The organism is Phaeovulum vinaykumarii (assembly GCF_900156695.1).
GTDB classification, from domain to species: domain Bacteria; phylum Pseudomonadota; class Alphaproteobacteria; order Rhodobacterales; family Rhodobacteraceae; genus Bieblia_A; species Bieblia_A vinaykumarii.
In genome coordinates, this window is sequence record NZ_FTOM01000002.1 from 671,231 (window position 1) to 694,033 (window position 22,803).

Sequence of the window (22,803 nt, forward strand, 5' to 3'; positions counted from 1 at the left end):
CTTGGCAGTGGGCGCGCCGGCGCCCAGAGAATGATGGCTCAGACGGCTTCGTCGCCGGTTTCGCCGGTGCGGATGCGGATCGCCTGTTCGATGGGGGACACGAAGATCTTGCCGTCGCCGATCTTCTCGGTGCGCGCCGCCGAGGTGATGGCCTCGATCGCGGTCTCGACCATGTCGTCGGGGAGGACCATCTCGATCTTCACCTTGGGCAGGAAATCGACCACATATTCGGCCCCGCGGTAAAGCTCGGTGTGGCCCTTCTGGCGGCCGAAGCCCTTGACCTCGATCACGCTGAGACCCTGGATGCCGGCCTCCTGGAGGGCTTCCTTCACCTCGTCCAGCTTGAACGGCTTGATGATCGCCTCGACCTTCTTCATCGGCCGACTCCCCCTTGTCGTGTCGCGTGTCGGGCCGTTCAGACCACTTTCACGCGCCCCCCGCAATCGGCTAGTCTGGCGCGGCCGTGGCGGGGGATTGGATTCCGAAATTCGCGCCCAAATTTTGCGCATATAGCGCATCGAAGGGGCGATTTGTAAACAAGGTGACGCGGAAATGGTCGAAATCCTGTCAGCCGCCGGGATGCGCGCGCGTGAGGCCGCTGCAATCGCAGGCGGTGCGGTGACGGGCCTTGCGCTGATGGAGCGCGCCGGGGCCGAGGTGGTCGCGGCGATCTTCGAGGTATGGCCTGAATTGGGGCCTGATCTGGCGCGCGATCCGGCCGCCGAACCGCGCCGTGCCGCGGTCCTGTGCGGGCCGGGCAACAACGGCGGCGACGGTTTCGTGGTGGCGCGGTTGCTTCACGATCTGGGCTGGCGGGTCGAGGTGTTCCTTCTGGGCGATCCCGCGCGTTTGCCGCCCGATGCCCGGCGCAACCATGACTTGTGGGCGGCGCGCGGCCCGGTGCGGCCCTATCTGGACGCGGGGGCGGCGGGGGCCTTTGCGCTCGATCCCGCGCTCTGGCGCGAGGACAGCTTGCTGGTCGACGCGCTTTTCGGGATCGGGCTGACGCGGCCCCTGCGTGCGGGGCTGGCCGCGGCGCGGCTGAGCCGGGACACCGAATTCCGCCTGCCGCAGGGGGCGCCGCGCGGGCAGGTGGCGGGCTGCCGGGTGGTGGCGGTCGATATCCCCTCGGGGCTGTGCGCCGACACCGGCCGGGTTCTGCGCGCGCCCGATCTGCCCACGGACTGGGCGCCCTTCACCGCCGATCTGACCGTGACCTTCCACGCCCCCAAGATCGGGCATCTGACGGCCGAAGGCCCGGCCCATTGCGGCCGGCTGGTGGTCCGCCCGATCGGCCTGTGAACGCGCGCGTTCACCCTTTCGACACCTGGCCCGCGCATCATGCAGGGCAGTCCCAGACCGTCCGAGGAACCGATGATCCGACCAATCGCCCTGACCGAGCCTGTGCGCGCGGCGCTGAGCAAGCGCGTTGACGCGCACAAGTTCGACCACGGCCATGCCCTTGTGCTGGGGGGCGGGCCCGGCCGCGGGGGCGCGGGGCGTCTGGCGGCGCGCGCGGCGCTGCGGATCGGGGCGGGGCTGGTGACTCTGGCGGTGCCGCCGGTCGCGGTGGCCGAGAATGCCGCGCGGCTGGATGCGGTGATGCTGGCACCTGTGCCCGATGGCTATTCCCTGCGCGGCATGCTGGCCGATCCGCGCATCAGCGCGGTGGCGCTGGGGCCGGGCCTCGGGCTGCCGCGGGCGCGCGAGATGGTGCCGGCCGCGCTCTGGGCCAAGCGGCCGGTGGTGCTCGATGCCGATGCGCTGAGCGCCTTTGAAGAGGACACCGAGCTGCTTTTCGGCCAGCTGCGCCCCGATTGCGTGCTGACCCCGCATATGGGCGAATTCGCCCGGCTTTTCCCCGATCTGGCCGCGGCGATCCGTGCAGGCGGCGACGCTATCGCCGGACGCGCCGATGCGGTGGCCGCGGCCGCGGCGCGCAGCGGGGCGGTGGTGCTTCTGAAGGGGGCGCAGACGATCGTGGCCACCCCCGACGGTGATCTGGCGGTGAACGACGCCACCGGCGCGCAGGCTTCCCCCTGGTTGGCCACGGCCGGGGCGGGCGATGTGCTGGCGGGGATGATCGCAGGGCTTCTGGCGCGCGGCTTCGCGCCCGTTGACGCGGCCTGCGCGGGCGTCTGGCTGCATGCCGAGGCCGGGCGCAGCCTCGGCCCCGGTCTGATCGCCGAGGATCTGCCCGAGGCGCTGCCGGGGGTGTTCCGCGCGCTGGGGATCTAGAGCCGGGCGCGCCGGCTTGCGGGCTCAGGCGGCCAGCGTGTCGGCCGTCTCGATCAGGCAGCCGATCTCGACCCCGTCGGCATAGATCACCTGATCGCTGTCGAAGATCAGCCGGAACAGACGGGTCGGCGCGTCGCATTCTGTGACGAATTCGCCGTCGATCAGCCGTTCGGCGGGAACGCAGCCCTGCGCCGCGCCGCACAGCGCCTGGGCGCGCCAGTCGCGCACGAAGACCGGGGTGTCGGCGGCCAGGATCAGCGCGCGGTCGGGGCGGTTGTGCCCCAGCGCGCCCGGCGCCACGCGGACCTGGCGCCGGCTGGCGGTGCGCGTCGACAGGGCCTCGACCGCCACGACGCGGCGCATGCCGGCACGGGTGATCACCCGGTCGCACGGCACCAGATGTTCGACCGGAAGCGCGCCGTCCAGGGTCAGGATCAATGTCCCCTGCGCCAGCCCTCCGGGCAAAGACGCCACCGCCCCGCGTGCCGCCCGATGGGAAACGGGGGCATCATGGGGCGCCGGAGCGCCCGCATTCGTCATCCACACGTTCATGCTGAACCGCCTGTGAAGTTATGTCTGCTCTTTTATTGTTACCGAAAGATTAGGGCAGAAGTCGGCTCCGGGCGAGCGGAAATTTCGTCACGCAGTGCCGCCCCGCGCGACCTGTGGCCGCCGTGCCGATGGCCCGCGACGCGCGCGTCTCGGCGCTGGATTGCCCGGGGCCAAGGTGCTAAAGGCGCGGGCATCGGGGGCGTGGCGGAACTGGCAGACGCAGCGGCTTTAGGTGCCGTCTCCTTCGGGATTGTGGGTTCGAGTCCCACCGCCCCCACCAGCCTTGCGCGCCCCCTTCCGGCCCTGGGGGCCCGTCCGGAAGCCTTCGCATGCATTCTTCTCCCGGGCTTTGGCCCCTGGCTGCGCGTGTTGACTTCGCTACGTCGCCGGCCGCGATGGCGCCGCGGCTATTTACGCCGTTTTCCCCAAACCCTATGGTTACCTGACGCGAAGTTGCGTCTGTTTCATGGTCAGGAGTTGCGGTTGCGCCGATGGGCTTCCTTCGGACCCGCGAATGCGCCGTCGAGGTGTGGTTTCGCCAAGGGCGCGGCAGGTGCTGCCGGCATATCGGCGGTTTCGCCGGGGGGGCGGGGATGAGCACGCTCCCGCGCGATTTGCAGACCCTTCTCGCCGGGCTGGGCAGCCCGGCCTGGCTGTTCTCGCTCGAGGGGCGGACGCTGGGCGCCAATGCCGCGGCGCTGGCGGCGCTGGGTCTGCGCGGTGCCGGGCTGCACGCGCCGATGGTGCCCGAAGATGCGCTGCGCCTGGCCGGTGCCCTGCGCGAAGGTGGGCGGCTTGCCGGGCGCTTCCGCGGGCGCTTTCGCACCGCGGCGGGGGCGCTGCGGATGTTCGATCTGGCGCTGAGCCCGATCCGCGCGAGCGGCGGCGCCCAGGCGGTTCTGGGGCTGGCCACCGAAAGCGCCCCCGCCGGGGAGCGCGCGCCCGCCGACCGCGCGGAGGGGGCTCTTGGCGGCGGGGGGGACGACATCTTCCGCGCCGCCGCCGAGACGGCCGATTTCGGCCAGTGGTTCATGGATATCTCGACCCGCCGCCTGTGGGCCACCGACACCTATTTCCGGATGCTGGGCTTTGCCCCCGACGAGGTGGATCTGGATTCGGTCTGGATACGCGCCCGCATCCACCCCGAGGACCGCGACGCCTCGATCGGGGCGATGGAACGGCTGGTGCGCGGGGTGTCGGATCAGTTCGACATGGATTACCGCCTGCTGTGCCGCGACGGCAACTGGCGCTGGTTCCATGCCTCGGGGCGCAAGTATCACGGCGCGGGCAGCGGGCTGTCACCGATCATCTGCGGCAGCCTGATCGACATCGAGGCCCGCAAGGCCGCCGAGCAACGCGTGGCCGATGCGCTGGCCGAGGCCGAGACCGCGCGGCTGCGCGCCGAGGAGCGCGAGGAGATGTTGCGCACCTCGGCCATCTCGGGGCGGGTGGCGCATTGGAACATCTGTCCGGCAACCGAGGCGGGCTGGACGCCCGAGGAAACCTGCCGCCTGATGGGCTATGCGCCCGAGGAATTCGACAGCTCGATCTCCGGCTGGCGCCGTCTTGTCCACCCCGACGATCTTGCCGCTACCACCACCGCCCTGCGCGCGCTGGCCGTGGGCGCGATCAGCGCGCTGCATCACGAATTGCGCCTGCGCCACGGGGACGGCCGATATCACTGGTACCGCACCGTGGGGCGCAGGATCGATCGGTCGGACCGCAACCTGCCCTTCATTCTGACCGGCGCGCATATCAACATCGACGACCTGAAGGAAAACGAGCGCGGTCTGGCCGAGATGGCGCGGGCCGCGCAGACCGCGCATGAGCGTCTGGACAAGGTCACGCGCAACGTGCCGGGGGGGCTGTTCGAATACCGGGTCGAACGCAGTGGGGCGAGCGGGTTCTCGTTTTTCAACAGCAAGTTGCCCGAGATGCTGGGGGTGCCCGCCAAGACCATTGCGGCCGACGGCCAGGCCTTCCTGACCCATGTCCCGCCCGAGGATGCGCGGATGATCCGCACGCGCCTCGCGCGCGCCCGCCGGGCCGGTGCGCAGGTGGAATTCCGCCATCGGGTGAACCACCCGCAGACCGGGCTGCGCTGGGTCAATGTCTGGGCCTCGCCCCAGATCGAGCCCGACGGCGCCGTGATCTGGTTCGGCGAGGCGCTCGACATCACCGACCGGCTGCGCATCGAACAGCGCGCGCAGGAGGCCGCCGAGGAGGTGCGCCGCGCCCATGATCAGCTGAGCATGATCTCGACCGTGGCGCCGGTGGGCCTGCTCGAGGCGCGCCAGCATGCCGACGGGCGCATCGAATTCACCTACATGAACGACCATTTCTGCAAGCTGGTCGGGCTGGACCGTGACGCCATCTGCGGGCTGCCGCGCGGCCTTGTCGACATGGTCGCGCCCGAGGATCGCGCCGCCTATGCCGCCGGCCGCGCCGAAAGCGCGCGCAAGATGAAGCCCTGGACCATCCGCTTCCGGCTGATGAACCCGCAACTCGGCACGATCTGGCTGTCGGGCTCGGCGATCCCGCGGCCCGCCCCAGATGGCGCGATCATCTGGACCGGGGCGGTTTCGGATGTCACAGGCGACATGCGCCGCGAGGCCGAATTGCGCCACGCCCATCAGGTTTCGGAGGCGATGCGCGCCGAAAACGAATGGCTTGCGCTTCACGACGGGCTGACCGGCCTGCCCAACCGGCGCTATTACGACCGCGCATTGCGCGAACGGCTCGAGGAATGCGCCGCGCTGGGGGCCAAATGCGGCGCGGCGCTGATCCGCATCGACCTGGATCATTTCAAGCAGGTCAACGACACCTGGGGGCATGAGGCGGGCGACCGGGTGCTGATGCGGGTCGCCGACGTCCTGCGCGAGAGCCTGTGCGCCGATGATTTCGCCGCGCGCATCGGAGGGGATGAATTCTCGGTGATGCTGGGGGTCGATTCGCCGCGCGAGGAGGCCTGCGCGACCGTCGCGCGCATCCGCGAGGGGCTGGCGCTGCCCTTCCTCTACGACGGCCGGCCCGTGCGGCTGAGCGCCAGCTTCGGCATCGCCCATGTGGCCGACACCGACGACCCCGGCCGCGAGGTGCAGGTTTTCGCCGATGCCGCGCTCTACCGCGCCAAGGAGGCCGGGCGGAACCGGATCGAGGTGCATTCCGACACGCTGGGCTCGGATATCCGGTCGTTGCGCCGTCTGGCCGGGGAATTGCAGCAGGCGTTGACCGAGGGCGATCAGCTGGTGCCCTTCTTCCAGCCGCAGGTCGATGCGCAAAGCGGCCGGCTGGTCGGGGTCGAGGCCGTGGTGCGCTGGCGCCACCCGGTCCTGGGCCTGTTGCGCCCCGATGCCTTCATGCGGCTGGCCGAGCAGATGCGGGTGGTCGCCGATATCGACCGCATCGTGATGGACCGATCCCTGGATGCGGTGGAGCGTTGGCGCGCGCAGGGCGTGCATGTCCCCAAGATCAGCTTCAACGTCTGTTCCGGCCGGCTGCACGACCCCGGCGTGGTCACCGCGGTCGAACGTGTGGCAAAGGGGCCGACGCGGGTCACCTTCGAATTGCTCGAGACGATCCTGGTCGAGCGCGAAAGCGAGGTCTTCTGGCAGCATCTCGCCGCGATCCGGGCGGCCGGCATCGGCATCGAGATCGACGATTTCGGCGCCGGGCATGCCTCGATCCTGTCGCTGATGGAGATCGCGCCCGCGTCGATCAAGATCGACCGGCGCCTGATCGCCCCCATCGCCGGGAATTTCCGCGTCCGCGAGCTGGTGCGCAAGATCGTCGAACTGGCCCAGGTCTTCGAGATCGAGACCGTGGCCGAGGGCGTCGAGACCCCCAAGCAGGCCGAGATCCTGCGCGCGATGGGCTGTGACCTGCTTCAGGGCTATCTGTTCTCGCCACCCCTGTGCGAACGCGATCTGGCGGCCCATGTGATGGGGCTGGCCGAGGCCTGAGACCGGCCGCGGCGACGGGGCGGCGACGGGTGCGGGAAGGCCTGAAATCCCCGTTTTCACCTTGCCAGCCGCGTTTGTGGCCAATAGAAGGGCGGCTGATTTCGCATATCTGCCGCGCGGCGGCACCCAGAGGACAGAGGATCACCCATGCAGGTCACCGAGACCCTGAACGAAGGCCTCAAGCGCGGCTACACCCTGACGCTTGCTGCGGCGGAACTCGACGAGCTGGTGAACGCCAAGCTGACCGAATATGCGCCCCAGATCGAGCTGAAGGGCTTCCGCAAGGGCAAGGTGCCGATGGCGCTCCTGCGCAAGCAGTTCGGCGCGCGCGTGATGGGCGATGTGCTTCAGGAATCGATCGACAACGCGCTGCGCGATCATCTGGAAAGCACCGGCGACCGTCCGGCGATGCAGCCCAAGGTCGAGATGCAGAACGGCGAGAACTGGAAGGAAGGCGACGATGTCGTCGTGTCGGTCAGCTATGAGAAGCTGCCCGAGATCCCGGATTTCGACGCCTCGGTCGTGGAACTGGAACGCCTGGTGGTGAAAGCCGAGGAGGCCTCGGTGACCGAGGCGCTCGAGAACCTGGCCAAGGGCGCGCAGGTCTTCGAGGCCCGTCGCAAGGGCTCGAAGGCCAAGGACGGCGATCAGGTCGTGATCGACTTCGTGGGCCGCGTGGACGGCGAGGAATTCGAGGGCGGCGCCGGCGAGGATTACCCGCTGGTGCTGGGCTCGGGCTCGTTCATTCCGGGCTTCGAAGAACAGCTGGTCGGCGCCAAGGTCGGCGATGAGGTTCTGGTCAAGGTGGCCTTCCCCGAATCCTATGGAGCCAAGCATCTGGCCGGCAAGGACGCCGAATTCACCTGCACCCTCAAGGAGATCAAGGCGCCGAAAGCGGCCGAGATCGACGACGAGATGGCCAAGCGCTATGGCGCCGAGGATCTGGAGGCGCTCAAGGCCCAGGTCGCCGAACGTCTCGAGGCCGAATATGCCGGTGCCGCGCGTGCGGTGCTGAAACGCGCGCTGCTCGATCAGATCGACGCGCAGGTGCAATTCGAGCTGCCGCCGACCCTGGTCGAGGCCGAGGCCCAGCAGATTGCGCATCAGCTGTGGCACGAGGAGCACCCCGAGGTGCACGATCACAACCACGATGCGATCGAGCCCACCGACGAGCACAAGACCCTGGCCGAGCGCCGCGTGCGTCTGGGCCTGCTGCTGGCCGAGATCGGCCGCAAGCAGAAGATCGAGGTCACCGACAACGAGATGACCCGCGCGGTCATGGCGCAGGCGCGCCAGTATCCGGGTCAGGAGCAGGCGTTCTTCGAATTCGTGAAGAACAACATGGAAGTGCAGCAGCAGATCCGCGCGCCGCTCTTCGAGGACAAGGTGATCGACTACATCGTGGGCATCGCCAAGGTGACCGACAAGGACATCACCAAGGACGAGCTTCAGGCCGCGCTGGACAAGCTCGAAGAGGCGTGATCGCCCGCCCCCTCCCGGGGTGATGAAGATGCAAGGGCCGTGCCGCAAGGCGCGGCCCTTTTGCGTGCGGTGGCCCGTGGTGCGGTGTGCCCGTGGTGCGATGCGCTGAAGGGGCGGGGACGGTTGACGTCGGCGTGCAAGCGGGGCATCGTGTTCGTGCAGGGTCTGACGGCTGTGTCCGGGGCGCTGTTTTCCTGAAAATCATGATCCGTCCCGCATCGGGCGCGGCGCCGCAACGTGGTTGCCGCCGTCCGATGGGCGGTGGTGCCGGTCCCGTGGCGGACCCGATCCCGGCCGGGACAAGGAGGGCTGAATGACCGATCTCATCACCGCCGCCCGCGCCTTTGCCGAGGCGGCCCATGCCGGCCAGACCCGAAAGGGGGCCGCGCGCGAACCTTATGTCGTGCATCTCGAGGAGGTGGCGGGATATGTCGCGGGCCATGGCGGGTCCGATGTGGCGGTCGCGGCGGCCTGGCTGCACGACACGGTCGAGGATTGCGGCGTGACGCCGGATGAGATCGCGGCGCGGTTCGGTCCCGAGGTGGCGGCCGTCGTGGCCGAACTGACCGATGACAAGGCGCGCCCCAAGGCCGAACGCAAGCGCTTGCAGGAGATCAATGCGCCGGGCAAGTCCGCGGATGCGGCGCTGGTGAAGGCTTGCGACAAGCTGTCGAACCTGCGCGCGCTGGTGGAAAGCCCGCCCGTTCACTGGGACCGGGCGCGCAGGCACGCCTATGTGGATTGGGCCGAACGGGTTGTCGCGGCGCTGCCCGCGGCGGCCGATCCGGTGCGCCCGGCATTGGCCGCGGCGGTGGCCCGTGCGCGGGCGGCGCTGGGCTGAGATGCGCGGCGTTCGGGGCAGGGGGAGCCCGTCGTGCCCCCATCGAGGGGGCCCGACGGGCCGGGTCTTCCGGGGGCTCGATGCCCCCGAAGACCCGAACCCCGCGCCGTGACGCCCGCGCGCTTTTGCCGATGACGGTCCCCCGGGGCGGCGAATGCTTGACCTTCGCCGCGCTTGCCCCGAGGGTGCCCGCACCCCTCTCCAAGGACATGAGGCCATGGCCCGCACCGCCCCCTTCTCGCGTTTCGAGTTCATGATCGCCTGGCGCTATCTGCGCGCCCGCCGCGCCGAAGGCGGCGTCAGCGTGATGACCTGGATCTCGCTGATCGGCATCGCGCTGGGGGTGATGGCGCTGATCGCCACGCTGGCGGTGCGCGCAGGCTTCCGCGCCGAATTCGTCGACACGATCCTGGGCTCGAACGCCCATATCAGCGTCTATGTCTCGGGCACCGTGGATGAAAACGGCCATGCCTCGCGGCTGATCACCGACTACCCCGAACGTGTCGCCGCCATCCGCGCGCTGCCCGGCATCACCCGCGCCGCGCCGCTCGTGCGCGGGCAGGCGATGATCACCTTCGGCGACCGCTCGAACGTGGCCGAGGTCTATGGCATCTCGGCCGAGGATCTGGCCACCATCCCGCGCGTGGCCCATCCGCAGGACCACCTGGGCGACATCGCCCGCTTTGGCGCGGGCGTCGCCATCGGCTCGGGCGTCGCGCGTGACCTCGGCGTGAGCGTGGGCGACCGGGTCAAGCTCATCAACCCCAACGGCGCGCGCACCCCCTTCGGCATCACCCCGCGCGTCAACGCCTACGAGGTGGTCTATATCTTCACCGCCGGGCGCTGGGACATCGACCGCACCCGCGTCTACATGCCCTTCGCCGAGGCGCAGACCTTCTTCAACCGCGAGGGCGGCGCCGACGAGATCGAGATCTATGTCGCCGACCCCGAGCGCGTCGACGACTGGGCGATCCCGCTCTTCGGGACCGGGCCCAACACGCTTTTGTGGACCTGGCGCGACGCTTCGGGCGCCTTCCTGCGCGCGCTCGACGTCGAGGACAACGTGATGTTCGTGATCTTGTCGATCCTGGTGCTGATCGCGTCCATGAACATCACCTCGGGGCTGATCATGCTGGTCAAGAACAAGGGCCGCGACATCGGCATCTTGCGCACCATGGGCCTGACCGAAGGCGCGATCCTGCGCGTCTTCTTCCTGTGCGGCGCCTTCACCGGGGTCATCGGCACGGCCGTGGGCGTGCTCCTGGGCTGTCTCTTCGCGCTCTACATCGACCAGATCATGTCGCTGGTGAACTGGATCGCGGGCGGCGGCGTCTGGGATCCGTCGATCCGCGGCATCTACGAATTGCCGGCCGAATTGCGCGCCGCCGATGTCGGGCGCGCGGTGGGCCTGTCGCTGGGGCTGTCGTTCCTGGTCACGATCCTGCCCGCGCGGCGCGCCGCCCGCATGAACCCGGTGGAGGCCCTGCGCTATGAATGACGTGCTGAGCCTTCGCGGCATCGAGAAACGCTACAACCGCGGCACCCCGGCCGAGATCACCGTGCTGCGCGGGGTGGATCTGCGCATCGCCCGCGGCGAGGTCGTGGCGCTGGTCGCGCCTTCGGGTGCGGGCAAGTCCACGCTCCTGCATGTCGCGGGGCTTCTCGACACGCCCGATGCCGGGCAGGTGGTGCTGGGCGGGCAGGATCTGACCGGGGCGTCGGACCGGCGCCGGACCGCGGCGCGGCGGATGGACCTGGGCTTTGTCTACCAGTTCCACCACCTGCTGCCGGAATTCACCGCCGCCGAGAATATCGTCCTGCCGCAGCTGGCCAATGCCGTGCCCGCGGCCCAGGCCGAGGCCCGCGCGGCCGCACTTCTGGACCGTGTCGGCCTGGCGGCGCGGGCGAATCATCGCCCCGCCGCGCTGTCGGGGGGCGAACAGCAGCGCGTGGCCTTCTGCCGGGCGCTGGCCAATGGCCCGCAGCTTCTGCTGGCCGACGAGCCGACCGGCAATCTCGATCCCGCCACTTCGGATCAGGTCTTCGGCGTGCTGATGGAGCTGGTGCGCGAGACCGGCCTGTCGGCGCTGATCGCCACGCATAACCTCGATCTGGCGCGGCGCATGGACCGGGTGCTGCGCCTTGATGCCGGGCGGCTGGCCTGAGACCGGCCGCGGCCGGGCCGTTCGCACGGGGGGCAGGTGGGGGCGTTAAGGTGGGGCGGGCATTCCGGGTTCCCCTTGCCGGCCCGCGCGGCAGGTGGCACCTTGGGGCGGCGCAATCGGCGCCTTTGGGGGAAGACAGATCATGACCCGCGCGATCCCGCTTTCGCATCTGGTGCTTTCGGTCGTGCCGCTGGCCGTCGCGGCCGGGCTGGCCGGCTGTGCCGCGCTGGCGCCGGTGCCCAGCGGGCGGGCGGATTTCCAGAGCTTCTGCGTCTCGTGCCACGGGGCCTCGGGGCAGGGCGACGGGGCGGCCGGCGCGCTTCTCGATACCCGTCCGGCCGATCTGACCCGCATCGCGGCGCGCCGCGGCGGCGCCTTCCCCCGCGCCGAGGTGATGAGCAAGATCTGGGGCTATGCCCGCGGCTCGGCAACGCATCCCGGCATGCCCGCCTTTGGGGCGCTGCTCGAGGGGCGCACGGTGCTTTACGATTCGGGGGACGGCATCGAAACGCCCACCCCCCTGCGTCTGGTGCAATTGGCCGAATATCTCGAGACGATCCAGACGCCTGCGCAACCCTGAGATGTGCGGACGCGGCCTGGGGGCGCGGCGCATCACGGCGTCTGATATTTCATGGCATTATTTCAGTGACTTGCGGGGTGTTTGAGCCCGCCTCCGACCGGCATTCGACTCGAATTCGATAGAAATGCCCTGCCGCTGCTAACCCCTCGTTAGGGGGCTGCGTGGCTTCATCCTTCGCAGGAACGGGTGGGGTGCCCGTCCGGGGGGCCGCCAGAAGGCGGCGGAGAAATCCAGGGGTGGGTTCTCATGAAATTGAACGATTGTGGCGTGCCGGGGGCGCGCCGTGACCGTGCCATATCTGGCGCGGGGAAGGGGTCGCGTCTTGTCATGGCGGTCTCGGTGGCCGCCGCGTTGGAACTTGGCGGCCTTGGGGGGGATGCGCAGGCGCAAGCGGGGGATTATGCCAGCCCCTATGCGGTGGATGCGGTGGGCACCAACCTTGTCTTCGGCCGCGCCTCGCCGCCCGGCGGCAACCGTGTGGCCACCAATGCCGCCTCGGCGCGGCGCGTGGTGATCAGCAATGACCGCGGCGGCGTCATCGCCAACCGCGTCAAGCAGATCAACGACCTGGCCGCCAGCGGCGTGCCGGTCGAGGTGAAGGGACAGGTCTGCCTGTCCACCTGCACCATGTTCGTGGGCCTGCCCAATGCCTGCATTCACCGCTACACGACCTTCGGCTTCCACGGGCCCAGCTCCTATGGCCGCCCGCTGCCGCCCGAATCCTTCGAATACTGGTCGCAGGTGATCGCCAGCTATTATCCCGCGCCGCTGCGCGACTGGTATCTGCGCGAGGCTCGCTACGAGATCAACGATCTCTACCGCATCCGCGGCGCGGAACTGATCCGCATGGGCGTGCCCGAGTGCGGCAGCTGATCTGCGCCCAAGGGCCGGGTTTTCCCCAGCTTTCTGCCCCGCAGCCCCGGTTGCGGGGCGAAAACGGCTTGCGTTGAGGGCGCTTTCGCCCCACCATATCTTGTAAGCCCCCACGCAAGCTGCGGCGCGTGGGCGGGATGGGGCTAGGTCTGGTGGACGGGTCTGCGCCAAATGGCAGGTCAGGAGGCGGCATGGCGCTCAGCGAAGATTATCTGCACGAGGACCGTCATCCGATCGACGTGGCCGAGAGCCTGGCCGAGCGGCATGACTGGGACTTCGATCGCGTCACCGACGATCAGATCGCGCTGGTGGTCGAAGGCCAATGGCGCGGCTATTCGATCAATCTGGCCTGGTCGGATGCCGACGAGACCTTGCGCGTGATCCTGACCTTCGAGATGGAACCGCCGGCCGATCGGCGCACGGAATTCCTGGATCTGCTCAACCGCGTCAATGACGAGATGTGGACCGGCGCCTTCACCTATTGGCCCGAACAGCGGATGATGGTCTGGCGCTATGGGCTGGTGCTGGCGGGTGGCCAGCCGGCCGGGTTCGAGCAGATCGACCGCATGGTCGGTGCGGGCGTGGCCGCGGCCGAACGGTTCTATCCCGCGCTTCAGCTTTGTGCCTGGGGCGGGGAAACCCCCGAAGAGGCGCTGCGCGTCGCCATCCGCGACGCCTACGGACGCGCCTGAGCATCTGCGCAAGAGGCAATTCATGACGGATCTGGCGGTTCTGGAGCAAGGCGGGCTGGTGCTCGTCGGCTGCGGAAAGATGGGCTCGGCACTGCTGGCGGGCTGGCTCAAGGGCGGCGTGCGGCCCGCCGATGTCTGGGTGATCGAGCCCAACCCCTCGGACTGGCTGCGTGCGCAGGGCGTGCATCTGAACGCGGGTCTGCCCGACGCGCCGAAGGTCGTGGTGCTGGCGGTCAAGCCGCAGATGATGGGCGCGGCGCTGCCCGATCTGGCTGCGCGCGGCATGGGGGGCGCGCTGGTCGTGTCGATCGCGGCGGGAACGACGCTCGCCACCTTCGAGGCGGCGCTGGGCGCAGGCACGCGGCTGGTGCGCGCCATGCCCAACACGCCCGCCGCCATCGGCCGGGGCATCACCGCGATCTGTGCCAACGCGCAGGCCACACCCGCCGATCTGGACCTGGCCGAGGCGTTGCTTTGCGCCGTGGGGCAGGTGGTGCGTCTTGAGGGCGAGCATCAGATGGATGCGGTCACCGCCGTTTCGGGCTCGGGGCCGGCCTATGTCTTTCACCTGATCGAGACGCTGGCCGCCGCTGCCGAGGCCGAGGGCCTGCCCCCCGATCTGGCCGCGCAACTGGCGCAGGCCACCGTGGCCGGCGCCGGCGCGCTGGCCGAGACGGCGCAGGAAAGCCCCGCGCAGCTGCGCGTCAATGTCACCTCGCCGGGGGGGACCACCGCGGCGGGGCTGGCGGTGCTGATGGACCCTGACACGGGCTTTCCCGCGCTTGTGCGCCGTGCGGTCCATGCCGCCGCCGAACGCGGGCGCGAACTGGGCCGCGGCTAGGCCCGCGCGCGCCCCGATCCCCCTTCAGAGAGGCCGCCATGACCCTCAGCTTCGACGAATTCCTCAAGGTTGACATCCGCGCCGGTCGCGTGACCCGCGCCGAACCCTTCCCCGAGGCGCGCAAGCCCGCGATCAAGCTGTGGATCGATTTCGGGCCCGAGATCGGCGAGAAACGCTCCTCGGCGCAGATCACCGCGCATTACACCCCCGAGGATCTGGTCGGGCGCATGGTCATGGCGGTGGTGAACTTTCCGCCGCGCCAGATCGGCCCGATGATGTCCGAGGTGCTGACGCTGGGCGTGCCCGATGCGCAGGGCGAGGTGGTTTTGCTGCGCCCCGATCAGGACGTGGCCCCCGGCGCGCGGATGTTCTGATGCGCCTGCTGGTCACCCGCGCGCTGCCCCCTCGGGTCGAGACCGCGCTGGCCGCCCGGTTCGAGACCACCTTCCGCCACGCCGAGGCTCCGCTGACCCCAGATGGGGCGCGCGCTGCGCTGGCCGAATATGACGTGATCCTGCCCACGCTGGGCGACGCCTTTCGCGCCGCGGCCTTTGTTGGCCCGGTCCGGGCGCGGCTTCTGGCCAATTTCGGCGTCGGCACCGACCATATCGACGTGGCCGCGGCCCGTGCGGCCGGCGTGGCGGTCACCAACACCCCCGGCGCCGTGACCGATGCCACCGCCGATATCGCGTTGACGCTTCTGCTGATGAGCGCGCGCCGCGCCGCCGAGGGCGAACGTCTGGTCCGCCGCGGTGCCTGGGCCGGCTGGCAGCCCACGCAGATGCTGGGCGCGCATGTGACCGGCAAGCACCTGGGCGTGATCGGCATGGGCCGGATCGGGCAGGCCATCGCCCGGCGCGCGCATTTCGGCTTTGGCATGCGGGTGTCCTATTTCAACCGCTCGGAAAAGACGCTGGATTTCCCCGCTGTGCGCGTCGATCTGCCGAGCGCGATGGGCGCCGATTTCGTGGTGATCGCCGTGCCCGGTGGTCCGGCCACGCGCGGGCTGATCGGCGCGGCCGAGCTGGCCGCGATGGCGCCGCATGGGCATCTGATCAACATCGCCCGCGGGGATGTGCTGGACGAGGCGGCATTGATCGCCGCCCTCGAGGCGCGCCGGATCGGGGGCGCGGGGCTTGATGTCTATGCCCGCGAGCCCGAGGTTCCCGCAGCCCTGCGCGCGCTCGACAATGTGACGCTGCTGCCGCATCTGGGCACGGCCGCGCTCGAGGTGCGCGAGGCCATGGGCATGATGGCCCATGACAACCTGATCGCCCATCTCGAGGGCCGCCCGCTTCCCAATCCCGTCTGACCCGCCCCCCTCCGTCTGACGTGCCGTTTCGGCACGCGGGGCTTGACGGGTGCCGTTTTGTCGAATTAAATGAACGCATGTTCAAATAACGTCAACCGCCAGGGAGGAGGGCGCGCGATGTTCACGGCTTCGATGCAGTTCGATCTTGACGAGGATACCGCGGCGCTGCGCGACATGGTGCACCGCTGGGCGCAGGAGCGGGTCAAGCCGCTGGCCGCGCAGACCGACCGCGACAACAGCTTTCCCAACGAACTGTGGCCCGAGATGGGCGAGCTGGGTCTTCTGGGGATCACCGTGCCCGAGGAATTCGGCGGCGCGGGAATGGGCTATGCCGCCCATGTCGTGGCGACCGAGGAAATCAGCCGCGCCTCGGCCTCGATCGGGCTGTCCTATGGCGCGCATTCCAATCTTTGCGTCAACCAGATCAAGCTCAACGGCAGCGACGATCAGAAGCGCCGCTATCTGCCCGACCTGATCGCGGGCCGCAAGATCGGCGCCCTGGCGATGAGCGAATCCGGCGCCGGTTCGGATGTGGTGGGCATGAAGCTGCGCGCCGAGAAGAAGGGCGATCGCTACATCCTGAACGGGCACAAATACTGGATCACCAACGCGCCCGATGCCGACACGCTGGTCGTCTATGCCAAGACCGACCCCGAAGCCGGCCCCAAGGGGATCACCGCCTTCATCGTGGAACGCGGCTTTCCCGGCTTTTCGTCGGGGCCGCATTTCGACAAGCTGGGGATGCGCGGCTCGAACACGGGCGAGCTGATCTTCGACAATTGCGAAGTGCCCGCCGAGAACGTGCTGGGCGCCGAGGGGCGGGGCGTTGCCGTGCTGATGTCGGGGCTGGATTACGAACGTGTGGTCCTGTCGGGCATCGGCACCGGCATCATGGCCGCCTGTCTCGACGAGATCATGCCCTATCTGCGCGACCGCCAGCAATTCGGCCAGCCGATCGGCAGCTTCCAGTTGATGCAGGCCAAGATCGCCGACATGTATACCGCGCTGAATTCCGCGCGCGCCTATACCTATGCCGTCGCACGCGCTTGTGAGCGCGGCGCGGTGACGCGGGCGGATGCGGCGGCCTGCGTTCTCTATGCTTCGGAACAGGCGATGGTTCAGGCGCATCAGGCCGTGCAAGCCATGGGCGGCGCAGGATTTTTGAACGACAGCGTGGTCAGCCGGCTGTTCCGCGACGCCAAGCTGATGGAGATCGGCGCGGGCACCTCCGAGATCCGGCGCATGCTGGTGGGACGTGAACTCATGAAGGCGATGTCCTAAATGTGCATCAGAAAATCATCAAATAGGTGCACTCATGAGACTGACACTCGCTCTCGTTGCCACCCTGTTCGCGGCGCCGGCTCTGGCCCAGGGCTATGATTTCTCGCCCGATGCGACGCTCGAATGCATGGAAAAGCAAACCATGTATGGCGCCGACATCGCCTGCGTGGGGGAATCGGCGCGGGCCTGCTTTGGCAAGATCAAGGGCCGCACGGTGACCGATATCGCCGCCTGCCAGCAGGCCGAGGCCGAATATTGGAAGACGCGGATGGATGCGGCTTTCGAGAAGCTGGTCGAGATGGCGAAGGTGGCCGACGAGAAATTCGCCGGCAATCCCGACGAGCCGCCGCGCGCGAAGATGGCCGACGATCTGGCGCATGAACAGGACAATTGGAACAAGTGGCGCGAGACGCGCTGCTGGGTCGAGGCGATGATGCGCCGGGGCACGCCCTATCGCATGACCGCCGCCGCGAACTGCACGATGAAACATACCGCCGAGCGGGCGATGTTCCTCGAAAGCGCGGTCAAATACATGGAAAAGCACTGAACTTTCCCGTCGCAGCGCGTCTGGGGAGGGGGGCTGCGACGGGTTGAGCCGACAGGGAGGGGCGTGACGATGTGCGGGAGGGGAGAGGCGGTCCTGGGGCCGCGCGCGGGGGTGTGGGCATGCGCCTGACCTCGGGGGTTCTGGTCAATTCGGACGCGGGCCGCGCCAATCGCGCCGCCCATCTCGAGGCCCTGCGCGTGGTCGAGGAGGCCGCCGCCCTGGCTGCGGCGGGCGGCGGTGCGGCCGCGCTCGAGCGCCATCTGGCGCGCGGCAAGCTGGCGCCGCGGGCGCGGGTGGCGGGCCTTCTCGATCCCGGCGCGCCCTTCCTCGAGATCGGGGCCACCGCCGCGCATGGTCTTTATGACGGCGCGGCCCCCTGTGCCGGGGTGATTGCCGGCATCGGCCGCGTCGCCGGCACCGAGGTCATGGTGGTGGCCAACGACGCCACCGTGAAGGGCGGCAGCTATTACCCGATGACGGTCAAGAAGCATCTGCGCGCGCAGGAAATCGCCGCGGAATGCCGTCTGCCCTGCATCTATCTGGTGGATTCGGGCGGCGCCAACCTGCCCAGCCAGGACGAGGTCTTTCCCGACCGCGACCATTTCGGGCGTATCTTCTACAACCAGGCGCGCATGTCGGCCGCGGGCATTCCCCAGATTGCCGTGGTCATGGGCAGCTGCACCGCGGGCGGCGCCTATGTGCCCGCCATGTCGGATGTGACGATCATCGTGCGCGACCAGGGCACGATCTTCCTGGCCGGCCCGCCGCTGGTCAAGGCCGCCACCGGCGAGGTGGTCAGCGCCGAGGATCTGGGCGGGGGCGACGTGCACACCCGCCTTTCGGGCGTCGCCGATTACCTGGCCGAGGACGACACCCACGCCCTGGCGCTGGCGCGGCGCGCGGTCGGGGCGCTCAACTGGCGCAAGCCCCAGACCGTGGTCTGGCAAAGCCCCGAGGAGCCCGCCTATGACCCCGAGGAGATCCTATCGGTTGTGCCGGCCGATCTGCGCACGCCCTATGACATCCGCGAGCTGATCGCGCGGGTCGTGGATGGCTCGCGCTTCGACGAGTTCAAGCCCCGCTTCGGCGAGACGCTGGTGACCGGATTTGCCCATGTGATGGGCTGTCCGGTGGGGATCGTGGCCAACAACGGCGTGCTGTTCTCGGAGGCGGCGGTCAAGGGCGCCCATTTCGTCGAATTGTGCAGTCAGCGGTCCATCCCACTGATCTTCTTGCAAAATGTCACCGGCTTCATGGTCGGACGCAAATATGAAAACGAGGGTATCGCCCGGCATGGCGCCAAGATGGTGACCGCCGTCGCCACGACCGCGGTGCCCAAGATCACGATGATCGTGGGCGGCAGTTTCGGCGCGGGCAATTACGGCATGTCCGGGCGCGCCTATTCGCCCCGTTTCCTGTGGAGCTGGCCCAATTCGCGCATCTCGGTGATGGGGGGCGAACAGGCCGCGGGCGTTCTGGCCACCGTCCGGCGCGACGCGATCGAGCGCAAGGGCGGGGAATGGTCGGCCGAGGACGAGGCCGCCTTCAAGCGCCCCACCATCGAGATGTTCGAGCGTCAGAGCCACCCGCTCTATGCCTCGGCGCGGCTCTGGGATGATGGCATCGTCGATCCCCGCCGCGCGCGCCAGGTGCTGGCGCTGTCGCTTTCGGCGGCGCTGTCGGCACCCATCGACGCCACGCGCTTTGGCGTCTTTCGGATGTAAGGGGGCGGAGATGTTCAGAAAGATCCTGATCGCCAACCGCGGCGAGATCGCCTGCCGGATCATCGACACCGCCCGCCGCATGGGGGTGGCGACGGTCGCGGTCTATTCGGATGCCGATGCGGGCGCCGCGCATGTCGCCGCCGCCGATGTGGCCGTGCCGATTGGCGGGCCGGCGCCTGCCGACAGTTATCTGCGCGGCGATGTCATCATCCGCGCGGCGCTGGAGACCGGCGCCGAGGCGATCCATCCGGGCTATGGCTTTTTGTCCGAGAACCCCGATTTCGTGGATGCGGTGCGCGCGGCGGGGCTGGTGTTCATCGGTCCCTCGGCCGATGCGATCCGCGCGATGGGCCTCAAGGACGCGGCCAAGCGGCTGATGCAGGAAGCGGGCGTGCCGGTGGTGCCGGGCTATCACGGCACCGACCAGAGCCCCGCGCGCCTGGCCGCCGAGGCTGCCGCGATCGGCTATCCGGTGCTGATCAAGGCGGTGGCGGGCGGCGGCGGCAAGGGCATGCGCCGGGTCGAACGCGCCGAGGATTTCGCCGACAGCCTGCGCGCCGCCCAGGCCGAGGCCCGCAACGCCTTCGGCAATGCCGACGTGCTGATCGAGAAATACGTCGAAAAGCCCCGCCACATCGAGGTGCAGGTCTTCGGCGACGGTCAGGACGCGGTGCATCTGTTCGAACGCGACTGCTCGCTCCAGCGCCGCCACCAGAAGGTGATCGAGGAAGCCCCGGCCCCCGGCATGACCGCCGAGATGCGCGCCGCGATGGGGGCGGCGGCCGTGCGCGCGGCCCGCGCCATCGGCTATTCCGGCGCCGGCACGATCGAATTCATCGTCGACGCCAGCGCCGGGCTGCGCCCCGACCGGTTCTGGTTCATGGAGATGAACACCCGGCTTCAGGTCGAGCATCCCGTGACCGAGGCCGTGACCGGCGTGGACCTGGTGGAATGGCAGCTGCGCGTGGCCTCGGGCGAGGGGCTTCCTTGCGCGCAGGAGGCCATCGCGCTTCAGGGCCACGCCTTCGAGGCGCGCCTTTATGCCGAGGACGTGCCCGCGGGCTTCCTGCCGGCCACGGGCCAGCTGGGGCATCTGGTCTTCCCGCCCGAGGCGCGCGCCGATACCGGCGTGCGGGCCGGCGACACGATCAGCCCCTGGTATGATCCGATGATCGCCAAGATCATCGTGCACGGGCCCACGCGGGCGGTGGCGCTGGCGCGGCTGCGCCGGGCGCTGGCGCAGACCCAGGTGGCGGGCACGGTGACCAACCTCGCGTTCCTGTCGGCGCTGGCGGGGCACGCGGGCTTTGCCGCGGGCGACGTGGACACCGGGCTGATCGCGCGCGATCTTGATGCGCTGGCGCATCCGCCTGCGCCCGAACCGATGGATATCGCGCTGGCGCTGATCGCCGCCGCCGGGCTTTGGGAAGGGGCGGGCCCCTTGGGCGGGTTTGCGCTCTGGGCGCCGCTGCGCCGTCCCGTGGCGATCGCCGAGACGCGCGCCGATCTCGAGGTGCTGGCCCCCGATCATCTGCGCCTGACCCTTGCGCAGGGGGCGCATGAGTGCCGCCTGCGCCCCGATGGCTGGTGGATCGACGGCCGGCCCACGCGGGCGCGGATGCGCGTTCTGGGTGACAGCGTGACCATCTTCCGCGACGGCGCGCAGGTCTTCGCGCTTGAGGATCCGTTGGCGCGCGCGGCGGGCGGCGGGGTGGCCGAAGGGGTGACGCTTGCCCCCATGCCGGGGCTGGTGCGCGCGGTCTTCGTGGCGCCGGGCGACATGGTGGCGTCGGGCGACCGGCTGGCCCTGCTCGAGGCGATGAAGATGGAACACACGCTGGGCGCGGCGCGCGCGGGCCGCGTGGCCGAGGTGCTGGTGGCCGCCGGCGATCAGGTCGAGGCGGGCGCGGCGCTGATCCGGCTCGAGGACGAGGAGGCCCCGGCATGAGCGGTCCGGTCGAGATCGTCGAGATGGGCCCGCGCGACGGGCTCCAGAACGAGGCCCGCCTGATCCCCGCCGCCGAGAAGATCGCGCTGGTCGATGCGCTGTCCGGGGTGGGGTTCCGGCGGATCGAGGTGACCAGCTTCGTCAGCCCGCGCTGGGTGCCGCAGATGGGCGATGCGGCCGAGGTCATGGCCGGGATCACCCGGCGGGCGGGCGTGGGCTACATGGCGCTGACCCCCAATCTCAAGGGCTACGAGGCCGCGCGCGCGGCCGGCGCCGATTGGATTGCGGTCTTTGCCTCGGCCTCCGAAGGGTTTTCGCGCGCCAACCTCAATTGTTCGATTTCGGAAAGTCTTGAGCGGTTTGCCCCGATCATGGCGGCTGCGCATGCAGACGGAGTGCAAGTCCGTGGCTATGTCTCGGTGGTCACCGATTGCCCGTTCGAGGGCCATGTTTCCCCGCGGCAGGTCACGCGCGTGGCCCAGGCGCTGCATGAGATGGGCTGCGCCGAGATCGCGCTGGGGGAAACGCTGGGCCGCGGTCGGCCCGAGGCAATCGCGGCGATGCTGGACGCGGTGGGGCAGGCGGTGCCGGTCGCGGCGCTGGCGGCGCATTTCCACGACACCTCGGGCCGCGCGCTCGAGAATGTGGATGTGGCGCTCGAGGCCGGGGTGCGGGTCTTCGATGCGGCCGTGGGGGGGCTGGGTGGCTGCCCCTATGCGCCGGGCGCGGCCGGCAACCTTGCCACCGAGCGGCTGGCGGCGCATCTGCGCGGGCGCGGCTTCGACACCGGGCTTGATGAGGCGCGTCTGGCCGAGGTTGCGGAGATGGCCGCGGGCCTGAAACAGGGAGAGGTGAGGGCATGATCGAGACCGGGATCGACGCGCGCGGCGTGGCGCGGCTGACGCTGGCGCGCCCCGAAAAGCACAACGCGCTCAACGCCGAGATGATCGCGGGGCTGAGCGCGGCCATCGCGCGGCTGGGCGCCGATCAGGGCGTGCGTGTCGTGGTGCTGGCGGCCGAGGGGCGCAGTTTCTGCGCGGGGGGCGATCTCGACTGGATGCGCCAGCAGATCGCCGCCACGCCCGAGGTTCGGGCCGCGGGCGCGCGGGCGCTGGCGCAGATGCTGGGCGCGGTCAATGCCTGCCCCAAACCCGTGATCGGACGCGTGCAGGGCAATGCCTTCGGCGGCGGCGTCGGCATGATGTCGGTGTGCGACGTGGCCGTGGGCGTCACGGGCGCACGCTTCGGGCTGACCGAAACGCGGCTGGGGTTGATCCCGGCGACGATCGGCCCCTATGTCGTGGCGCGGATGGGGGCGGCGCGGGCGCGGCGGGTCTTCATGTCCTCGCGTCTGTTCGAGGCCGAGGAGGCGCGCGATCTGGGTCTTCTGGCGCGGGTGGTCGCGCCCGCGGATCTGGATGCCGCGGTCGAAGCCGAGATCGCGCCCTATCTGGCCTGCGCGCCGGGCGCTGTGGCGGCGGCCAAGGCCCAGGCGCTGCGGCTGGGCCCGGTGATCGACGCGGCGGCCATCGAGGAAAGCGTCGCCGATCTGGTCGCACGCTGGGAAAGCCCGGAGGCGGCCGAGGGGATCGCGGCGTTTTTCGAGAAGCGCGCGCCGTCCTGGGCGTGACTGGATCGTCCCGGACGTGACAGGAGGGGGCTGACCGCTGGACCGGGTGCCTTGCTCGGGGCGCGCGCGCGGGGCGTTCGCCCAGATGCGAGAGCGATGCGGAATGACATGCTGCCACTAGCCGTCTTTTCCCCG

General features: G+C 69.5%; 20 protein-coding genes, 1 tRNA gene and 1 pseudogene. 20 read left to right on the forward strand and 2 right to left on the reverse strand.

What is annotated here, in order from left to right; translation table 11 throughout:
* Positions 1 to 38: 38 nt before the first annotated feature.
* Positions 39 to 377 carry a P-II family nitrogen regulator gene (locus BW949_RS07425; RefSeq protein ID WP_076364535.1) on the reverse strand — a complete coding sequence of 113 codons (339 nt, stop codon included), beginning with the start codon at positions 375 to 377 and terminating at the stop codon, positions 39 to 41.
* Positions 378 to 552: 175 nt separating this feature from the next.
* Between BW949_RS07425 and BW949_RS17650 the strand changes: the two genes are divergently transcribed.
* Complete coding sequence (locus BW949_RS17650) at positions 553 to 1,302, forward strand: NAD(P)H-hydrate epimerase (protein WP_076364537.1); 750 nt, start codon at positions 553 to 555, stop codon at positions 1,300 to 1,302.
* A gap of 72 nt (positions 1,303 to 1,374) precedes the next feature.
* Positions 1,375 to 2,238, forward strand: coding sequence for an NAD(P)H-hydrate dehydratase (locus BW949_RS17655; protein WP_076364539.1), 864 nt, complete (start codon positions 1,375 to 1,377; stop codon positions 2,236 to 2,238).
* Between the two features lie 24 nt (positions 2,239 to 2,262).
* Here the strand turns inward: BW949_RS17655 and BW949_RS07440 are convergent, their stop codons facing one another.
* Positions 2,263 to 2,790, reverse strand: coding sequence for a Hint domain-containing protein (locus tag BW949_RS07440; protein ID WP_076364541.1), 528 nt, complete (start codon positions 2,788 to 2,790; stop codon positions 2,263 to 2,265).
* A 195-nt stretch (positions 2,791 to 2,985) separates the two neighbouring features.
* Here BW949_RS07440 and BW949_RS07445 point away from each other — a divergent pair.
* From BW949_RS07445 to BW949_RS07530, 18 genes and pseudogenes are all read left to right on the forward strand, one after another.
* A tRNA-Leu gene (locus BW949_RS07445) sits at positions 2,986 to 3,070 on the forward strand.
* A 313-nt stretch (positions 3,071 to 3,383) separates the two neighbouring features.
* Positions 3,384 to 6,752, forward strand: coding sequence for an EAL domain-containing protein (locus tag BW949_RS07450; RefSeq protein WP_159440048.1), 3,369 nt, complete (start codon positions 3,384 to 3,386; stop codon positions 6,750 to 6,752).
* A 147-nt stretch (positions 6,753 to 6,899) separates the two neighbouring features.
* Positions 6,900 to 8,234 carry a trigger factor gene (gene tig / locus BW949_RS07455; protein WP_076364545.1) on the forward strand — a complete coding sequence of 445 codons (1,335 nt, stop codon included), beginning with the start codon at positions 6,900 to 6,902 and terminating at the stop codon, positions 8,232 to 8,234.
* Between the two features lie 313 nt (positions 8,235 to 8,547).
* A complete protein-coding gene (locus BW949_RS07460; RefSeq protein ID WP_076364547.1) occupies positions 8,548 to 9,075 on the forward strand; it encodes an HD domain-containing protein in 528 nt (175 codons plus the stop codon).
* Positions 9,076 to 9,292: 217 nt separating this feature from the next.
* Positions 9,293 to 10,573, forward strand: coding sequence for a lipoprotein-releasing ABC transporter permease subunit (locus tag BW949_RS07465; protein WP_076364549.1), 1,281 nt, complete (start codon positions 9,293 to 9,295; stop codon positions 10,571 to 10,573).
* Positions 10,566 to 11,096, forward strand: a pseudogene (locus tag BW949_RS07470) (ABC transporter ATP-binding protein); the annotation flags it as partial. The gene BW949_RS07465 and the pseudogene BW949_RS07470, both read left to right, overlap by 8 nt.
* Before the next feature lie 286 nt (positions 11,097 to 11,382).
* Positions 11,383 to 11,820: a c-type cytochrome gene (locus BW949_RS07475; protein WP_076364553.1), complete on the forward strand. Its 438-nt coding sequence runs from the start codon at positions 11,383 to 11,385 to the stop codon at positions 11,818 to 11,820.
* Between the two features lie 246 nt (positions 11,821 to 12,066).
* Positions 12,067 to 12,693 (forward strand): hypothetical protein, encoded by a 627-nt coding sequence (locus BW949_RS07480; protein WP_143524421.1) that lies wholly within the window; start codon positions 12,067 to 12,069, stop codon positions 12,691 to 12,693.
* Between the two features lie 191 nt (positions 12,694 to 12,884).
* Positions 12,885 to 13,385: a type III secretion system chaperone family protein gene (locus BW949_RS07485; RefSeq protein WP_076364555.1), complete on the forward strand. Its 501-nt coding sequence runs from the start codon at positions 12,885 to 12,887 to the stop codon at positions 13,383 to 13,385.
* A gap of 22 nt (positions 13,386 to 13,407) precedes the next feature.
* Positions 13,408 to 14,226, forward strand: coding sequence for a pyrroline-5-carboxylate reductase (gene proC, locus BW949_RS07490; protein ID WP_076364557.1), 819 nt, complete (start codon positions 13,408 to 13,410; stop codon positions 14,224 to 14,226).
* A 38-nt stretch (positions 14,227 to 14,264) separates the two neighbouring features.
* Entirely contained in the window at positions 14,265 to 14,600 is a 336-nt protein-coding gene (locus tag BW949_RS07495) for a tRNA-binding protein (RefSeq protein ID WP_076364559.1), read from the forward strand.
* Entirely contained in the window at positions 14,600 to 15,538 is a 939-nt protein-coding gene (locus tag BW949_RS07500) for a 2-hydroxyacid dehydrogenase (protein WP_076364561.1), read from the forward strand. Before BW949_RS07495 ends, BW949_RS07500 begins: the two co-directional genes overlap by 1 nt.
* Positions 15,539 to 15,655: 117 nt before the next feature.
* The gene (locus BW949_RS07505; protein WP_076364563.1) at positions 15,656 to 16,819 is read left to right on the forward strand and encodes an acyl-CoA dehydrogenase family protein; all 1,164 of its coding nucleotides are present in this window, start codon (positions 15,656 to 15,658) and stop codon (positions 16,817 to 16,819) included.
* Between the two features lie 34 nt (positions 16,820 to 16,853).
* Positions 16,854 to 17,366, forward strand: coding sequence for a lysozyme inhibitor LprI family protein (locus BW949_RS07510; RefSeq protein WP_076364565.1), 513 nt, complete (start codon positions 16,854 to 16,856; stop codon positions 17,364 to 17,366).
* Positions 17,367 to 17,485: 119 nt separating this feature from the next.
* Positions 17,486 to 19,090, forward strand: a complete 1,605-nt coding sequence (locus BW949_RS07515; RefSeq protein WP_076364567.1) for a carboxyl transferase domain-containing protein — start codon at positions 17,486 to 17,488, stop codon at positions 19,088 to 19,090.
* A gap of 10 nt (positions 19,091 to 19,100) precedes the next feature.
* Positions 19,101 to 21,038, forward strand: a complete 1,938-nt coding sequence (locus tag BW949_RS07520) for an acetyl/propionyl/methylcrotonyl-CoA carboxylase subunit alpha (RefSeq protein WP_076364569.1) — start codon at positions 19,101 to 19,103, stop codon at positions 21,036 to 21,038.
* A complete protein-coding gene (locus BW949_RS07525) occupies positions 21,035 to 21,901 on the forward strand; it encodes a hydroxymethylglutaryl-CoA lyase (protein ID WP_076364571.1) in 867 nt (288 codons plus the stop codon). Before BW949_RS07520 ends, BW949_RS07525 begins: the two co-directional genes overlap by 4 nt.
* On the forward strand, positions 21,898 to 22,668 hold the full coding sequence (locus BW949_RS07530; RefSeq protein ID WP_076364573.1) for a crotonase/enoyl-CoA hydratase family protein: 771 nt from the start codon (positions 21,898 to 21,900) through the stop codon (positions 22,666 to 22,668). The genes BW949_RS07525 and BW949_RS07530 overlap by 4 nt, the downstream gene beginning before the upstream one ends.
* Positions 22,669 to 22,803 lie beyond the last annotated feature (135 nt).

What these genes read in the sequence shown, in the direction of transcription:
- BW949_RS07525 (WP_076364571.1), top strand. Translation starts at nt 21,035, where the DNA reads ATGAGCGGTCCGGTCGAGATCGTCGAGATGGGCCCGCGCGACGGGCTC.
- BW949_RS07460 (WP_076364547.1), top strand. Translation starts at nt 8,548, where the DNA reads ATGACCGATCTCATCACCGCCGCCCGCGCCTTTGCCGAGGCGGCCCAT.
- BW949_RS17650 (WP_076364537.1), top strand. Translation starts at nt 553, where the DNA reads ATGGTCGAAATCCTGTCAGCCGCCGGGATGCGCGCGCGTGAGGCCGCT.
- BW949_RS07425 (WP_076364535.1), bottom strand. Translation starts at nt 377, where the DNA reads ATGAAGAAGGTCGAGGCGATCATCAAGCCGTTCAAGCTGGACGAGGTG.
- BW949_RS17655 (WP_076364539.1), top strand. Translation starts at nt 1,375, where the DNA reads ATGATCCGACCAATCGCCCTGACCGAGCCTGTGCGCGCGGCGCTGAGC.
- BW949_RS07485 (WP_076364555.1), top strand. Translation starts at nt 12,885, where the DNA reads ATGGCGCTCAGCGAAGATTATCTGCACGAGGACCGTCATCCGATCGAC.
- BW949_RS07505 (WP_076364563.1), top strand. Translation starts at nt 15,656, where the DNA reads ATGTTCACGGCTTCGATGCAGTTCGATCTTGACGAGGATACCGCGGCG.
- BW949_RS07510 (WP_076364565.1), top strand. Translation starts at nt 16,854, where the DNA reads ATGAGACTGACACTCGCTCTCGTTGCCACCCTGTTCGCGGCGCCGGCT.
- BW949_RS07495 (WP_076364559.1), top strand. Translation starts at nt 14,265, where the DNA reads ATGACCCTCAGCTTCGACGAATTCCTCAAGGTTGACATCCGCGCCGGT.
- BW949_RS07515 (WP_076364567.1), top strand. Translation starts at nt 17,486, where the DNA reads ATGCGCCTGACCTCGGGGGTTCTGGTCAATTCGGACGCGGGCCGCGCC.
- tig (WP_076364545.1), top strand. Translation starts at nt 6,900, where the DNA reads ATGCAGGTCACCGAGACCCTGAACGAAGGCCTCAAGCGCGGCTACACC.
- BW949_RS07480 (WP_143524421.1), top strand. Translation starts at nt 12,067, where the DNA reads ATGAAATTGAACGATTGTGGCGTGCCGGGGGCGCGCCGTGACCGTGCC.
- BW949_RS07450 (WP_159440048.1), top strand. Translation starts at nt 3,384, where the DNA reads ATGAGCACGCTCCCGCGCGATTTGCAGACCCTTCTCGCCGGGCTGGGC.
- BW949_RS07520 (WP_076364569.1), top strand. Translation starts at nt 19,101, where the DNA reads ATGTTCAGAAAGATCCTGATCGCCAACCGCGGCGAGATCGCCTGCCGG.
- BW949_RS07530 (WP_076364573.1), top strand. Translation starts at nt 21,898, where the DNA reads ATGATCGAGACCGGGATCGACGCGCGCGGCGTGGCGCGGCTGACGCTG.
- proC (WP_076364557.1), top strand. Translation starts at nt 13,408, where the DNA reads ATGACGGATCTGGCGGTTCTGGAGCAAGGCGGGCTGGTGCTCGTCGGC.
- BW949_RS07440 (WP_076364541.1), bottom strand. Translation starts at nt 2,790, where the DNA reads ATGAACGTGTGGATGACGAATGCGGGCGCTCCGGCGCCCCATGATGCC.
- BW949_RS07500 (WP_076364561.1), top strand. Translation starts at nt 14,600, where the DNA reads ATGCGCCTGCTGGTCACCCGCGCGCTGCCCCCTCGGGTCGAGACCGCG.
- BW949_RS07475 (WP_076364553.1), top strand. Translation starts at nt 11,383, where the DNA reads ATGACCCGCGCGATCCCGCTTTCGCATCTGGTGCTTTCGGTCGTGCCG.
- BW949_RS07465 (WP_076364549.1), top strand. Translation starts at nt 9,293, where the DNA reads ATGGCCCGCACCGCCCCCTTCTCGCGTTTCGAGTTCATGATCGCCTGG.